The sequence below is a fragment of the Chromohalobacter sarecensis genome (assembly GCF_023061135.1).
GTDB lineage: Bacteria > Pseudomonadota > Gammaproteobacteria > Pseudomonadales > Halomonadaceae > Chromohalobacter > Chromohalobacter sarecensis.
The window spans coordinates 162,496-177,070 of sequence record NZ_JAKGAN010000004.1 but is presented as its reverse complement, the minus strand read 5'-3'; the positions used below and the strand labels follow the sequence as shown (position 1 = coordinate 177,070).

Annotated in this window: 12 protein-coding genes; 3 read left to right on the top strand and 9 right to left on the bottom strand. The window is 54.9% G+C overall.

The genetic code is table 11. The features are described from left to right. Positions 1–39 precede the first annotated feature (39 nt). On the bottom strand, positions 40–726 hold the full coding sequence (pyrE, locus tag L1071_RS08300) for an orotate phosphoribosyltransferase (protein ID WP_246972191.1): 687 nt from the start codon (positions 724–726) through the stop codon (positions 40–42). A 93-nt stretch (positions 727–819) separates the two neighbouring features. On the opposite strand from pyrE, the gene L1071_RS08295 reads away from it, so the two are divergent. Next, on the top strand, positions 820–1,587 hold the full coding sequence (locus L1071_RS08295) for an exodeoxyribonuclease III (RefSeq protein WP_246972174.1): 768 nt from the start codon (positions 820–822) through the stop codon (positions 1,585–1,587). A 78-nt stretch (positions 1,588–1,665) separates the two neighbouring features. On the opposite strand, the gene rph is transcribed toward L1071_RS08295, so the two are convergent. Beyond that, a complete protein-coding gene (gene rph / locus L1071_RS08290; protein ID WP_246972158.1) occupies positions 1,666–2,388 on the bottom strand; it encodes a ribonuclease PH in 723 nt (240 codons plus the stop codon). Between the two features lie 163 nt (positions 2,389–2,551). Between rph and L1071_RS08285 the strand changes: the two genes are divergently transcribed. Together L1071_RS08285 and L1071_RS08280 are read left to right on the top strand one after the other, a co-directional pair. Beyond that, positions 2,552–3,415, top strand: coding sequence for a YicC/YloC family endoribonuclease (locus L1071_RS08285; protein WP_246972142.1), 864 nt, complete (start codon positions 2,552–2,554; stop codon positions 3,413–3,415). Between the two features lie 235 nt (positions 3,416–3,650). Beyond that, positions 3,651–5,204: a Na+/H+ antiporter NhaC family protein gene (locus L1071_RS08280; RefSeq protein ID WP_246972140.1), complete on the top strand. Its 1,554-nt coding sequence runs from the start codon at positions 3,651–3,653 to the stop codon at positions 5,202–5,204. Positions 5,205–5,663: 459 nt separating this feature from the next. Here L1071_RS08280 and L1071_RS08275 read toward each other — a convergent pair whose 3' ends face one another. The 7 genes from L1071_RS08275 to fic form a co-directional block, all read right to left on the bottom strand. After that, positions 5,664–6,155, bottom strand: coding sequence for a DUF4411 family protein (locus L1071_RS08275; protein ID WP_246972138.1), 492 nt, complete (start codon positions 6,153–6,155; stop codon positions 5,664–5,666). After that, positions 6,152–7,342, bottom strand: coding sequence for a helix-turn-helix domain-containing protein (locus L1071_RS08270; RefSeq protein ID WP_246972136.1), 1,191 nt, complete (start codon positions 7,340–7,342; stop codon positions 6,152–6,154). Before L1071_RS08270 ends, L1071_RS08275 begins: the two co-directional genes overlap by 4 nt. Before the next feature lie 251 nt (positions 7,343–7,593). Next, the gene (locus L1071_RS08265; protein ID WP_246972134.1) at positions 7,594–8,403 is read right to left on the bottom strand and encodes an HNH endonuclease family protein; all 810 of its coding nucleotides are present in this window, start codon (positions 8,401–8,403) and stop codon (positions 7,594–7,596) included. Positions 8,404–8,405: 2 nt separating this feature from the next. Next, positions 8,406–9,995, bottom strand: a complete 1,590-nt coding sequence (locus tag L1071_RS08260) for an AAA family ATPase (RefSeq protein ID WP_246972132.1) — start codon at positions 9,993–9,995, stop codon at positions 8,406–8,408. A gap of 26 nt (positions 9,996–10,021) precedes the next feature. After that, positions 10,022–11,608: a restriction endonuclease subunit S gene (locus tag L1071_RS08255; protein WP_246972130.1), complete on the bottom strand. Its 1,587-nt coding sequence runs from the start codon at positions 11,606–11,608 to the stop codon at positions 10,022–10,024. After that, positions 11,608–13,242: a class I SAM-dependent DNA methyltransferase gene (locus L1071_RS08250; RefSeq protein WP_246972117.1), complete on the bottom strand. Its 1,635-nt coding sequence runs from the start codon at positions 13,240–13,242 to the stop codon at positions 11,608–11,610. The genes L1071_RS08255 and L1071_RS08250 overlap by 1 nt, the downstream gene beginning before the upstream one ends. Before the next feature lie 65 nt (positions 13,243–13,307). Then, positions 13,308–14,393 carry a protein adenylyltransferase Fic gene (gene fic, locus L1071_RS08245; RefSeq protein WP_246972115.1) on the bottom strand — a complete coding sequence of 362 codons (1,086 nt, stop codon included), beginning with the start codon at positions 14,391–14,393 and terminating at the stop codon, positions 13,308–13,310. Positions 14,394–14,575 lie beyond the last annotated feature (182 nt).

Here is a 14,575-nt window from a genome sequence, read left to right as displayed (position 1 = left end):
GGCATAATCGCTTCAGTTTAGAAACGCCGTTTTAAAACCTTAGCCGTCGAGCTGCACGCCGTAACGATCACGATACGCGCGAATGGCCTCGGCATGGGGCTTGAGGCCCTCACCGGCATGCGTTTCGAGGTAAGTCAGCACCTGGTCGAGCGTGACGATACTCACCACCGGCATGGCGTAGCGCGCCTCGACCTCCTGGATGGCACTGCGGCGCTGGGCGCCCTCTTCGGCCTGGCCGCACTCCTGACGATCGAGAGCGATGACCACGCCCGCCGCCTGGGCATCGGCGGCATCGATCAGCTCCATGACCTCGCGGATCGCGGTACCCGCAGTGATGACGTCGTCGATGATCAGCACCCGCCCGGCGAGCGCGGCGCCAACGATATTGCCGCCTTCGCCGTGGTCCTTGGCTTCCTTACGGTTGAACGCGAACGGCAAGTCGCGGTCATGATGATCGGCCAGTGCCACGGCCGTGGTGGTGGCAAGCGGGATACCCTTGTAGGCCGGGCCGAAGAGCACATCCGCCTCGAGACCGCTATGCGCGATAGCCTGCGCATAGAAGCGGCCCAGACGCGCCAGGGCACGGCCGCTCTTGAACAGACCGGCGTTGAAGAAATAGGGGCTGACCCGCCCGGACTTGAGAGTGAATTCACCGAAGGTGAGCACGCCTTCTTCGATGGCGAACTCGATGAATTCCTGCTGATATGGTTGCAGTTGCGCGGTCACGCCGGACTCCCTATCACCCTGATCGCTATTACACATTTACCTAAACGTCGAAAGCTCAGGTATCATACACGCGCGACGAAAAAGGGACCATGTATGAAAATCGCCAGCATCAATGTCAACGGAATCCGCGAAGCGGTCGGGAGGGGGTTTCTCGACTGGCTGGCCAACCAGGACGCAGACGTCATCTGCGTTCAGAACCTCAAGGCCAAAAGCTTCGAACTCGACGACAGCATTCTTTTCCCCGAGGGGTACGAAGGCTATTTCCTGGACGCCGAGGAAGACGGTTTCTCGGGTGTAGGGCTCTATTGCCGCAAGATTCCCAAGGCCATCATGTACGGGCTGGGCTTTCCCCAGTGCGATAACGAAGCGCGCTTTTTGCAGGCCGATTACGACCGCTTCAGCATCGCCAGCTTCCTGATGCCCGACGGTAGCGACATGGAGGCCAAGCAGTCCTTCATGAATCAGTACCAGGAATATCTCAGCAAGATGGTCAAAAAGCGCCGCGAGTACATCATCTGCGGCACTTGGCACATCGCGCACAAGACCATCGATCTTGCCAACTGGGCCGATAACCAGACCACCCCCGGGTTTCGTCCCGAAGAGCGCGCGTGGATGGATCAGGTCTTCGGGCCGATGGGCTATATCGATACTTTCCGCGAGATCAGTCGCGACGCCAGCCAGTATACCTGGTGGCCCAAGCTCGATCAGGACGTGCCCCGCACACGTCAGGAAGGCTGGCGCCTCGACTATCAGATCGTCGGCCCCGACTTCCGCCGCCACGTGGTGGATGCCTGGATCGACCGCGACGCGACCTTTTCCGAATTCGCGCCGCTCATCGTCGAGTACGATCTCGACCTGTAACATCGATGGTCCCGCGCAAATGACGACGCCGGCCCCAGGCCGGCGTCGTGCGTTCTTGCCGCATGCTAGCGTCCGCGATCAGTCGCGAAAGCCCAGCGCCTCGCGCTGATGGGCGAATAGCTGACTTCCGGCACCTTCGGCCAGGTCGAGCATCGCGTTGAGCTCCTGGCGGGTGAACGTCGCCGTTTCGGCCGTGCCCTGCACCTCGATCAAGCCGCCATCCTCGGCCATGACCACGTTCATGTCGGTGCCCGCCGTGCTGTCCTCGGGATAGTCGAGATCGACCACCGGCTGGCCCTTGAAGATGCCCACCGACACCGAACTCACCAGCTGCTTGAAGGGGTCCTTCTTGATCAACTTCTCGCGCTGCAGATGATGGATCGCATCCACCAGCGCTACGCAGCCACCGGTGATCGACGCCGTGCGCGTGCCGCCATCGGCCTGGATCACGTCGCAATCCACGGTAATGGTGAATTCGCCGAGCTTCTTGAGATCCACCACCGTGCGCAGCGAACGGCCGATCAAGCGCTGAATCTCCAGCGTACGACCGCCTTGCTTGCCCCGCGTGGCCTCGCGTCCACCGCGCGTATGCGTGGCACGTGGCAGCATGCCGTATTCTGCGGTGACCCATCCCTGATGCTTGCCACGCAGCCAGCGCGGCACGCCGGCTTCGACACTGGCATTGCACAGTACCTTGGTGTCACCGAAGCTCACCAATACGGAGCCCTCCGCATGGCGCGTATAGCCCCGTTCGAGCGTGATCTCGCGGGGTTGATCGGGCTGTCGTCCACTCGGGCGCATACCACCTCTCTGCATCGTCAATCGAAAAAACCAAGTTCGAAACAATCAAGTCGCGCTCATGCCGCGACGATCCACGCATTCTACACTCAAGCGGGCCTCAAGCGGACCGGGAATCGGTTAGACTGCAGGATTAAAGAATGGCTTCGCAGCGCAGGAGAATCGCATGGCTTACAGCATGACCGCCTTCACCCGGCAGACTCAGGACGCCGACTGGGGCAGCTTGCAGCTCGAATTGCGCTCGGTAAATCAGCGCTACCTGGAACCGCATTTCCGCCTGCCGGACAACCTGCGCGATCTTGAACCGCATTATCGCGATGCGCTGCGCAAGCGCCTCTCACGCGGCAAGGTCGAATGCACGCTGCGCTTCGAGCCGGCCCATGACAACACCACGCTCAGTGTCAACGAGACACGCCTGGCCTCGCTGGCCCAGGCACTGGGCACAGTACGCGCCCAGGTACCCGACGCCGCCATGCCCGATGCTCTGGCGCTGCTCGATCATCCCGGCGTGCTGGAAAGCGACGGGCTCGACCTCGAACGTGTCCAGCACGCCGCGCACGCGCTTTTCGATACCGCCCTGGACGACCTGATCGCCGGCCGTGCCCGCGAAGGTGAGCGCCTCGCGCAGTTGATCCGCGACCGGCTCGAGGGCATTCGCGCCGTGGTTGCCGAGGTCCGCGCCCACCTGCCCGAGATTCAGGAACGCCAGCGCGAACAACTGGTCGAGCGCCTGACCGCCTTCAAGGCCGAACTCGACCCCCAGCGCATCGAGACCGAAATCGCCCTGCTCGCCCAGAAAGCCGACGTCGCCGAGGAACTCGACCGCCTCGAGACCCACGTGGCCGAGGTCGAACGTCAGCTCACGCAAAAAGGTCCCGTCGGCCGCCGCCTCGACTTCCTGATGCAGGAACTCAACCGCGAAGCCAACACCCTCTCCTCGAAATCCGTCGTCGCCGACACCACCCGCTGCGCGGTGGAGCTGAAGGTGTTGATCGAACAGATGCGGGAACAGATTCAGAATTTGGAGTGACGGCCACGCGGAACCACGCAAACCGACCAGCCCATGTCTGGGAAGATAATTCCTGATGGCTTGTCTTCACGGATGTCTCTCAAAGCGTTGGACATGTCTGGGTTCGCCGAAAAACAATTGCTGGGCGTGGCCACGGCGATCGAACGCGGACTGGGGCCCCCTTCCAGCGGTTGGGCCTACCGCCCCATCCTTGATACGAATACGACGTACAACAATTACATGATGGAGACGCCTTATGTCCTTTGGCCTGTTTTCCCTGTTCCCTCCGTTGCTCGCGATCGGGCTAGCGCTGGTAACCCGCAACGTGATCCCCGCGTTATTCTGTGGGGTGTGGCTGGGGGCGACAATGCTCAGTGGTGGCAACCCGGCGACCGGGCTCTACGATAGCTTCGCGGATTTCATCATCCCCAGCGTGGGGGATGAGTGGAGCGCCACCGTGCTTATCTACTGCGGCCTGTTCGGGGTGCTGATCACCGTGCTGCAGCGAACCGGCGGCGCTCATGCCATCGCCCGCGCCATTGCCTCCAAAGTGGCCTCTCCGCGCGGAGCCCAAGGCGCCACACTGGGCTTCGGGGTGCTGATCTTCTTCGAGGATTATTTCAATGCATTGACGGTGGGAAGTGTCATGCGCCCCATCACTGATCGCATGCGTGTCTCACGAGAAAAGCTTGCCTACATTGTCGATTCGACCTCGGCGCCAATGTGCCTTTTGGGGCCCGTATCCACCTGGGTAGTGTTCGTGATGGGACTGATCGGCACCCAGCTTGGCGAGATGGGCATGACGGGATCCGAGTATCTGATATACCTGTCGTCGATTCCGCTCAATTTCTATGCCTGGCTAGCGCTGCTGTTGATTCTGGTGATCGTCGTCACCCAATCGGATTTCGGCCCCATGGCACAGGCCGAGAAGCGCGCACGGATTAGTGGCAAGTTGTTGGCGGATGGCGCCCAGCCACCTTCGGATCGCGAAGCGACCGAGATGATGGGCGTCGCCGAAGAGAGCTCACGCAAGCGCAACATGCTCGTGCCGATCGTAGTGCTGGTGGGAATGATCCCACCACTGTTCTTGTGGACCGGCAACTTCCCCGAGAACGACCTGATCACGGCAATGGGAGAGGCCGAGGGTGGCCTGTCGATCCTGATCGCAACCTTCGTGGCGGTCAGCGTCGCGTTGGGGATGGGACTGCAACAGCGGCTGTTCGATTTTCGCGAAGCGATGGACTTGGTAGTCACCGGCATCAAGAGCATGACGCTGGTTTACATCATTCTCACCCTGGCCTGGTCGATCGGTAGCGTGACCTCGCAACTGGGCACCGCGGATTACCTCGTCACGCTGGCCCAGGCTGGCATCGCGCCGAGCCTGATTCCGGTACTGCTGTTCTTGATCGGCTCGCTCGTCGCCTTCACCACCGGCACCTCCTATGGCACCTTCGCGATCATGATCCCCATCGCCATGCCGGTGGCTGCTGCCATGGACATGTCGTTGTCACTGGCTATCGCCGCAGTGCTCAGCGGCGGTATCTTCGGCGATCATTGCTCGCCGATTTCGGATACCACCATCCTCTCCTCAGCCGGCTCTTCATGTGACCACATCGACCACGTCCGGACCCAATTACCCTATGCACTGAGCGCAGGAACATCCGGCATCATCGCCTTCTTCGTCGCCGGGCTGACAGATTCAGCCTGGATAGGAGGGCTCAGCGGGGTGGCCGCACTGTTTACGGTGGTGCTTGTATTGCGTTGGGCATGGGGCCCAAAAGCATCTGCACAGTACGACTCGGCTAGCTGACCATGGCCCCGCAGGTGGGGGCCTTTTCCCCGCCTCGCATACCATTGAACACCGGAGCGCCGGTACGGATCCGCGTACCGTCGTTTCCTGCCCTATATGGCAGCAATCTTCACACTGGGGCTAGTTGGATGCTGGCTAGCCAGCCCGAGTATCGCAAAAATGGTTAGCGGTAGTTTCAAAATTGGCGCGATTCGCTGAAATCTCTGTATGAGATTCGATATCAAACCACGAAGTGCCAGTACACGCTTTGTGATTTCCATCCACTCTACAATAGACTCCGCAACGCCTATAAGCAGAATAGTAATGGTGGCGCAGAGCGCCGCCGTGGGGCTGAAGGTGCTGATCGAACAAATGTGGGAACAGATCCAGAATTTAAAGTGATGGCGGGTTATTGGCTATCTACGACAAGCATCGTATTGCCGTGAATACAGTAAAATCATTAGCTCCTTCCAGCAACGCTCATTGGGCTAGGACAAACCGAGCTTCTAACTCACGTAAAAACCGGAAGGTCTTAAGGCAGGGCACTTCGAATTGCTGGCAGATATTGGGCACTTTAACCTTACGGGTATTAACGGCAGCAACTGTTTCATGAGTCACCACGCTGGCGCCGATGGCTTTAGCTTTGGTAATAATCCACGGATCGGCTTTTGCCAGAAAGTTGTCGCGATTGCCGGGGTTGTAGTCGCCTGCCATAACGAACTGCACGATTTCAGCGAACAGTAATTGAGTTCGCTCGTCGTCGTTGTTGATGAAGTGGCCTGGCCGTTCGCGGGCCCAAGCGGCGAGCTCATCTTTGCCTTCTTTTAGTTCGCGGCCAATCATATCGACACTGGCAATGGTACCTAGTGCAAACTGCCTATCCAGCCAGTCCCAGTAAGCGGGGCAAATATCCATGCCGTAATACTGGTTTTTCGCTTCGATATAGGTATTTGCGTCCAGTAAATATCTCAAATGCCCAGCTCCTTAGCGAAGCGCTCCATCTTATTCGGTTTGACACCACCCAGCAGGGCACTTGCTTCACGTAACATCAACTGACCGCTCAGTGCTTCACTGACGACCGCTTTGGAGAAGCGTTGGCTGATTTGAGCCTTTTTGGTTTGGAAATAAGTGGGTGTACCACTACGCTCACGCATTTTATATAGCGCTTGCTGTTCAGCAATATAGCGACCGTACTGCGCTTGAGAGATAAAATTGAGCGTCAGCGCACGCCGCGCCAATGCCCAGGTACTGACGTGGAAGTGGGCTTCCAACATGGGTAGATTATCTTGCCAGTGGGCCAAATCGTGCTGCCAGAAGGAGCTGAACTCTCGTTTTGGTACTAAAAACTCTGCCGCGACAGCATTGCAAAGTACTTCTTGTTGGCGGTGAGTATTAGCGTTTCCGTCAGAAATGCCAGACTGACCAATCCAGATATGACAAAGCTCATGGATTAGGGTGAACAAGCGCGCACCTAGTGCATCGCCATGATTGACGAAAACGATCGGCGCGTAGTCATCCACAATGGCAAACCCGCGAAACTCCTCAACGCGCAAAGGGCGTGTGTGGTGTCCAAGATTGTTTTGACGCATCACCAGGACGCCCAGCGCTTCGATTCGCTGGGTCAAATCACGGTAATAGTCATCCCACTTACCGCGTTCAGGGTGATCCCCAACCCCTAACTGGGTGCGCATGTCGGCGACGATGTCAGCGGCAGAGAGGCGTCCAACATATGGGTTGGGCTCAGCAAAGTGCTGCTTTAAGTAGTCCCGGTACCATTCCTGACGCTGAAGCATCAGTTTGATCAGATCTAGAAGCTCTGCACTTGGCCGAGTGACACCTTGGCCTTCCACCGTTCTCAAGTCGGGGATGGGAAGCGTTTCTTCAGGTGGTTCCGTAAGAAACAGATAACCAAAGGGAACGTGAGCCTTTGCGGCAAACTGCATCGCCTGGCGAAAGGTGATGGGCAGCTCTCCAACCTCCCATGCCTGCAGCCTTTCTATAGTTACCCCACATTTGCGGGCAAATTCAGGCATCGGGATGCCAGAGCGCTCGCGCGCCCAGGTCAGCATCTGGATGTTGATATTTGCCTTGGTCATGTAACGCTGCCTATGAATTACTTTCAAAAATAGAAAATCTTGAACCGAGTCTAGCAGCGCCAAGCATGGCGCCCAATAGAGGCGCGCCTTGAATTGCTACTCAGTTCCTGACGCCAAAGCCTCCTTCGCCTCCAAGAAATACTTTTTGCTTCCCCAAATGCCGGTGCTACCCACGATATAGACCCGCTTTTTGGCCCTGTCAGCGCGACGTTGAGCAGGTTCGGCTTGCTAGAGGCCCACTCAGAAGCGCCCGGCGCATCTGTCGAAAGTCCCAGCACGAGGATGACACCTCCCTTAACAAGCCAAACACCGAATCAATCCAATCTCAATATTTCTTTTACTTCCTGAAGATCTCTGTGCGCACGCAAGTAAACAATCGCTGCACGGGAGAGCTTTTCAGTATCTCGCACCATGCGTCGAAGTTTCGATTTAGCCTCTTGAACATCAACATCATTTCTTATCTTACTTACTTGATTTTCCACCTCTATTCTAATTTTATTACGAGCTCTTGTGATGCGCCGCTCATCCAAGTGAAATATTTTTGTAGAGTTTACAACTTTTTCTTCCTGATCTGGTAGTGCCGCAGGGCTAGCTATGGGGAAACCATCGTTATCAAACCAGAGAAGCTTCTCATCATCCATATCGAATGGATCAAGAAAATTAGGGCGCTCGCCAAGCAGCCTGTCATTATCTTCAGGGGTAAAGGCTCGCTGATCAGGGTTTTTTAGTGGAAAACGACATGCTTTCCCTCCTTGACTTTCACTGAAAAGTCTACGGCTATTACAAAAGGTACATGCACACCGATAATTTTTCCAATCAAATGCTAGCCACCAATAACCATCATGGCGTTTGTCATCTTCAACCTTGTTTTTAGGCCTAAAGTGGTCAACCGGCATGTCTGACCGAATTTCTTCTGCTTCGCAATACCAGCATTTCCGCTTCAATGCTTCTGGCAACAGATCATAGAAATTGCGCCAAACATTTGAAGATGCAGATCTCCTTAATATAGCTTTTCTTTCTTCTTTATTTCGCGCTGCCATTAGATCCGCTTGGGCTTGAGAAGCCGCATCTCGCCATGCTTGTGTCAAGCACTCCTCAATTTCTTCTTTGCAGATCCAACGCATTATTAACTCCTCTCGTGTATGGGATAGTATTTATTATAAAGAAATTCGAGATAATCAGGATCATCCGTCGCCAAGTTAAACCCCAACTGATCAAGCTCAGAATTAAGCCTAGCAAGGTATTGCTCATCATCCTCCGCCAAAAGTCCTTCCTCACGAACAACTTTTTCTTTAGATAGCGTTTCTTTTGCTGCTAACGCATTTCTGGCGACTAGCTTCTGATTCGTATCATCATCAAGCGTTGTTTTAAGCCCAAACATATCACTACGTAAAATTAAATTAATACCCATACCTCTAGGGCTTTCTTCGGGCATGCTTGACTTAATATATCTTCTATCATCATGCTTCATAACTTGCACTTGCTGTTTTTTCAACTCTGCGATAGCCAGGGGATGATGAGTGACCATGAGCAAGTGACTTGTTTCGTGATTAGGCACAAAATCACGCAGAAATTTTAGATATTTAACTGCCCAAGATGGATTCAAATGGGTGTCAGGTTCGTCAAGCAAAAACAGCGAATCTTTTCCGCCAGTAAACTTAAGCAGGCCGAGCACCGTGAGCAATTGCTGTTCACCTTCGCTAAGTTCACGGAAGGTGAGAGGCTCTTCGCTACTAGAAACATCTACCCTGATACTTACTTCGGAAATGATTTCAGAAAGCAGCGTACTTTCTAGCATTTTGAACAACTCGTCCGCGGTAAGATCTTTCGCGAAATCTCGAAGTGCATCCACATTGGGTAAAAATAGATGAAAGAACTCGTTACGAATATTGTTTCCGGTTAACGATGTATCTTCAGGCCTAGTTACTTTTATCGGTGACAATGTGTATTTAATAAGTTCTTCTAGAAAACGACGCACAACTCCCCGAGCGCCCCAAAAAAGTTCTCCTTTTTTGGTGGCCCAACCAGGTTGACGCATCACGAAATGGATGCTATCCAGCCCCTTTATTCCTAAGTGTTCAAGTAGAAATGCTTTTTCTGCGTTATCTTGTTCTGACAAAAAAAAGGCCAACAGTACAAATTGGCTATGGTGAGGCTTGGCGTAGAACAGAGAGCGAATATCCCCTTTTAAATCCAACTCATCTTTTAACAAACGACGATAAAAATCCGTACGGTGTTTTTTGAAGTGGTTTTCTAGTCGGTCACTAGGTCCTGAATAGTAGGCAAATACATAATTAGGCAGGTAAAGTGCCTTACCAGTCTTATCACGTTTTATCTTTGAAAGGGGCACCGCTTTGCCTGTTGGCTTTTCTTTAATAAAATCAGTAGATTGTTCGTCTAACAAATCCCTTACTGTGACCTTATATTGCTTTGCCAATGTACTCCGTGAAGGGTCTGCATCAACTGTCACCTCCAGCCACCTGCCACTAGGCTTTTTTTGGGGCTCGCCAAGTCTATAAACTAATTCATAAGAAAACGGCGGCGCTTCTCCTAAATCGAGGTTGCGGAATATGACCACTAGGGCTTCCAGCACATTAGACTTACCCGAACCATTGCGGCCAACGACCACAGTCATCAGATGATCTTCATCAAAATCTACCATGACGTCTTCAAGGTTTTTAAAGCGTGAGCGAACATGAAGTTTATCGACTTTCAAAGGTTGCCCCCTATTAGCGTTTCGCTTTATTCATTGGTAGCATCTTCAGCCAAGGAAAACCAGTCTTGCCCATCCTCACTGCGCTCAAGTTTCACGATGGATTTATCGTGACTTAGGGCTTGCCGGATATCCAGAAAGAATTGTTCCAACTCTTCCGTTTTGCTGTTACTGGGGTAACCCGCCGCAGCTAAAAGCTGTTGTCCGCTCAGCGGGGTGCCTGCTTGCTTTAAGGCTTCAACCACTTTGATAACTTGTTTGCTCATGCTGCTACCTGTATTTTTTTTCCCCGCAGTGCGCTTGGGTTGTTTGGGCTGTCTTTTTATGGCTTCGCGCTCTGCCTTGATGCGCTCGAGCAGCGCCTCGGCGCTGTTCTCACCGCTGATCAGCTCAGGGTTGTCCTCGCGCCACTGGGCGGTCAGTTCGCCGCGAAACGCCTTGGCGAGGATGGACTGGGAGAGTTGATTGACGCGCTCAAGGGCGCTATTGACCTGCTGCTCGATGGTATCGGCGTAGGCGAAGAGCTGATCGACGCGGCGGACTATTTCGGTTTGTTCTTCTAGGCACGGAATATTTACATTTATAGTAGCCAAGTCTTTTTTATTAAACCCATTTTGGGCTGATCTTTGAAAATTGTTAACAGAAGAAAAAAAAGACGGCGAGGAGACCAAAATTTTTAAAAAAACCGAAGAAATATTTTCTAAAGAAATAATTTTTGCTAAAGCCACATTGTAAGCACCGGCTTTTCCTGAGCAAACTCTTCCTATGGAAGCTCCATATCTTCCCAGTAATACGTCGTCATCATCGCATTTCTTTAAACTGTTAGCATCAGGGACGTATGTAGGCACTTCTTTGTCACCAAAATCTCTTATTTGGAGAAGCCTAACATAGCCCTCTCTAGGCTCACTGATGAAAGAGGATTTGGGGGGCTGGGTCCCACCTTGGATATCAAAAAAATCCATGAATGAGCCAGCGACAGCTTCAGGAAGATAAGAGCTCCGTCGAAATTCCTCCGTCAACCGCCCACTCACCGCCGCCGCGAGCACGGATTGACGAAAGCGTTTGAGTATCTCGGGAATGCGCTCGAGCCGGGCTTTGGTGTTGCCCACCTGCGCCAGCAGGGTGTCTAACTTGTCGACGATGACCTTTTGTTCGGCGAGAGGAGCGAGGACCATTGGCGCTACAACACCGTCTTTAGTCCCCAGGCGAGGCATGTTAACGCCGTAGCTAACTCCAGTGACGTAACTCAGAAAGTCATGGGTCTTTAGCCAATAAAAGAGATAGCGATTCAGAACAAATGGCTCGGCATTCAGAGGGACAATTTCTGTCGTGCAGACGCCGGGAGCATCTGCAAGCACAACCTTGTTCAAATAGGGCCGCAACTTCCCATAAAGGACATCACCTTTCTCAAAAAGATTCTTTGTACTTTTGAACGGCCGCTCAGCAGCCGTTTTCCGAGCGAGAACCTTAGAGCTTTCTTTCTCTACGTCTTCCAGTTCCAGCACCCAAGTCTTGTCAGAGACATCGCTTAAAACGCATTTTTGCGTTTTGCCATAAGCAACGACATCGCCAAGCTGCGCGTAGGACCATTCAAGGGGCAATTCACGCTGAAACATCATTCGCTCCCACCCATCATCTCCTGCAATAACACTCGCTGCCCGTCGGCCTCTTCCTCGGCGCCCAGCTCTCGCATCAGCCCGTCCAGCTCGCCCAGCGCTTGTACCAGTTCGCTCATGGCTTCCCCGGCCAGCACTTCGGGCGCGGGCAGGTCGGCCGCATCCACGCTGTCCTTGTCCTTGAGCCAGCTGATATCCAGCGAGTCGCCCTTGGTGTCGCGAATCCACCCACGGCTGAAGCAGCGCCAGCGGGATTTGGCGAGGCGGTCGTCGTCGACGTTCTGGTTTTCCTCAGACGCCTCAGCATCGACGGCGATTTCTTCGGCGTTGAAGGACCACTCGCCTTCCTGTCGCGGGCTCTGGCCGTTGGGGTCGTCGCCATACACCGCCTCGAACGGTTTCAGGTGCTGCTCCCCGAACGGGGTGCGCTTGCCGAAGCTCGGCATATTGGTGCGCAGGTCGTAGACCCAGACGTTCTCGGTGCAGCCGGTATCCTGGTATTTGTCCTTGGCCGATCCTTTGGTAAAGAACAGCACATTGGTTTTGACGCCCTGGGCGTAGAAGATGCCGGTGGGCAGGCGCAGGAGGGTGTGCAGGTTGCACTTGTCCATAAGGTCGCGACGCACGTCGGTCCCCACGCCAGCCTCGAACAGCACGTTGTCCGGTAGCACCACGGCGGCGCGCGCACCGGGTTTGAGGTTGCGGTAGATATGCTGCAGAAAAGCGAGCTGCTTGTTGCTGGTTTTGAACGTCAGGTCGTCTCGGGTAATGCTCGCCTCGCCGCCCTTGGCAGTGCCGAAGGGCGGGTTAGCCAGAATCACGTCGGCCTTGGCCAAAGATTTACCGGCATCGCCCAAGGCGTTACCCAAGTGCACCACACCCTCGTTATCGCCTTCCATGCCGTGAAGCAGGCAGTTCATCAGCGCCAGCCGGCGCGTGCCGGGCACCAGCTCGATCCCAGTAAAGGCCTCGTGCTTCTGGAACGCCTGCTGTCGGGCCTCGAGATCGAACAGGTCGTCGGTCTGATCCTTGATGTAGCGATCCGCCGCGATCAGAAAGCCCGCCGTTCCGGCGGCAGGGTCCTGCACGGTTTCCCCAGCCTGCGGCTTCAAACAGCGCACCATGGAGTCGATCAGCCGACGCGGGGTGAAGTACTGCCCGGCACCGGACTTGGTCTCGTTGGCGTTCTTTTCCAGCAGGCCCTCGTAGAGATCACCCAGGCCATCCTGCTGGACGCTGAACCAGTCAATACCATCGAGCGCCTTGATCATCTGTTCCAGATGGCGCGGCTCGCGCAGGCGTGTTTGGGCGTCGGTGTAAATGGCGCTGATCAGCGGGTCGGTGTGTACCAAATGGCCGCTGCTGTTCCGGCCACTTGAGAGGCTCAGTAGGATGCGCTTGTAGTCATCCAGAAGGTTGATCCCGGACTTGCCGTTGAGATCGGTCCAGCGGCAGCCTTCCGGCAGCGGATGGCGCTCCAGTGTTCCGGCTTCGGTGTTTTCGTGAACCTCATGAACCATTTTGATGAAAAGCAGCAACACCAGCTCGGTGACGTAATCGGAGTAGTTGATGCCGTCGTCTCGCAGCACGTCACAGAGGTTCCAGAGCTTTTGAACAATGTCGTTGTTGGACATGGGGTCTCGCTAATTCGTGAATAAAGCCGCCGCTGTGGCGACGCACTAACTTTCAGGCAATATGGCTAGCCGTCGTCGCGCATCAGAGCCATGAGCGGGGCGTTGATGAAGAGTTTCTCTTTACCGGCTTGGCGCGCTTCCAATACACCGATACCTGACAACTGCTTGAGATAGACCGAGGCGGTCTGGCGTTTGGCGATATCGCGCTCGACGAGGTTGCCGATCCGGCAGTAGGGCTGCTCGAAGATCAAGTGCAGCAACTCGTGACTATAGAGTTTGGGTAGCGCCTGCTGAATGCGCTCGCGCGTCTCGCCCATCAGGCGCCGGATTGCGGTGATCTTGTCCGTGGTCCAACGCGCCGTCTGTTCGACCGCCGCCAGCATGAACAGAATCCATGGCTCCCAATCGTCGCGAGCGGATACGGCCAGTAGTAAGCGGTAGTAGTCGGCCTTGTGGCGGACGATATAGCGGCTCAGGTAGAGACTCGGCAGCGTCAGCAGGTTCCGCTCGATGAGGAACAAAATGTTGAGAATGCGCCCGGTGCGGCCATTGCCATCCAGAAACGGGTGGATCGCTTCGAACTGGTAGTGCGCGACGGCCATTCTCACCAAAGGATCCAGGTCATCCTCGGCGTGCAGGAATTGCTCCCAATTTCCGAGCAAGTCACGCAGCAGGGGTTCCCCCACCGGGGGCGTGTAGATCACCTCGCCGGTGAGCTGATTGCTGAGCGTCGTGCCTGGCACCTTGCGTATGCTCATCTCGACGCCTTTCAGCGTGCTGCAGATGGTCTCCGCCGTGCCAACGGTCAGCGGACGCGATTGAATCCCGCGAAAGCCCTCATAAAGCGCCGTGCGATAGCGCAGCGCTTCCTTGGTGGCAGGATCTGCAAGCGTGCCTTCCTCTGCAAACTGAAACAGCCTGTCGGTGGTGGTGACGATGTTCTCGATTTCAGAGCTGTCTCGCGCTTCGAGCATCGGCAGCAGGTTGATCAATAGCCCCTGATCCGGCAACAGTTCCCCTGCCTGCTTCAGTTCTGCCAGCGCCGCGCGAGCTTCGATACACGCTTTGAGAATGGCCGTCGTCTCGATATGCCCGTGCTCGGGTGGCAAGGGAGGTATAGCGTTGAAAGGCGTTGCAGGCTGCCAGGGCATGGGAAACTCGCGCAAGAAGCGTCAAAACAGATCCAGTCGATCCAATCGATATATAAACGATGTCATGTACGCCAATATCCAACAAATCGACATGAGAGAAATATCATGTCGATGGTATCGACATGTCGAGGCTTCGTATATAGAAAAACCCGAAATCTCGACACGAACGCCGCGACCTGCAA

Bases quoted from the DNA above. Each gene is read 5' to 3' on its own strand.
- L1071_RS08250 (WP_246972117.1), bottom strand. From the start codon at position 13,242: ATGTCCAACAACGACATTGTTCAAAAGCTCTGGAACCTCTGTGACGTG.
- L1071_RS08255 (WP_246972130.1), bottom strand. From the start codon at position 11,608: ATGTTTCAGCGTGAATTGCCCCTTGAATGGTCCTACGCGCAGCTTGGC.
- L1071_RS08265 (WP_246972134.1), bottom strand. From the start codon at position 8,403: ATGCGTTGGATCTGCAAAGAAGAAATTGAGGAGTGCTTGACACAAGCA.
- rph (WP_246972158.1), bottom strand. From the start codon at position 2,388: ATGCGCCCGAGTGGACGACAGCCCGATCAACCCCGCGAGATCACGCTC.
- fic (WP_246972115.1), bottom strand. From the start codon at position 14,393: ATGCCCTGGCAGCCTGCAACGCCTTTCAACGCTATACCTCCCTTGCCA.
- L1071_RS08295 (WP_246972174.1), top strand. From the start codon at position 820: ATGAAAATCGCCAGCATCAATGTCAACGGAATCCGCGAAGCGGTCGGG.
- L1071_RS08285 (WP_246972142.1), top strand. From the start codon at position 2,552: ATGGCTTACAGCATGACCGCCTTCACCCGGCAGACTCAGGACGCCGAC.
- L1071_RS08280 (WP_246972140.1), top strand. From the start codon at position 3,651: ATGTCCTTTGGCCTGTTTTCCCTGTTCCCTCCGTTGCTCGCGATCGGG.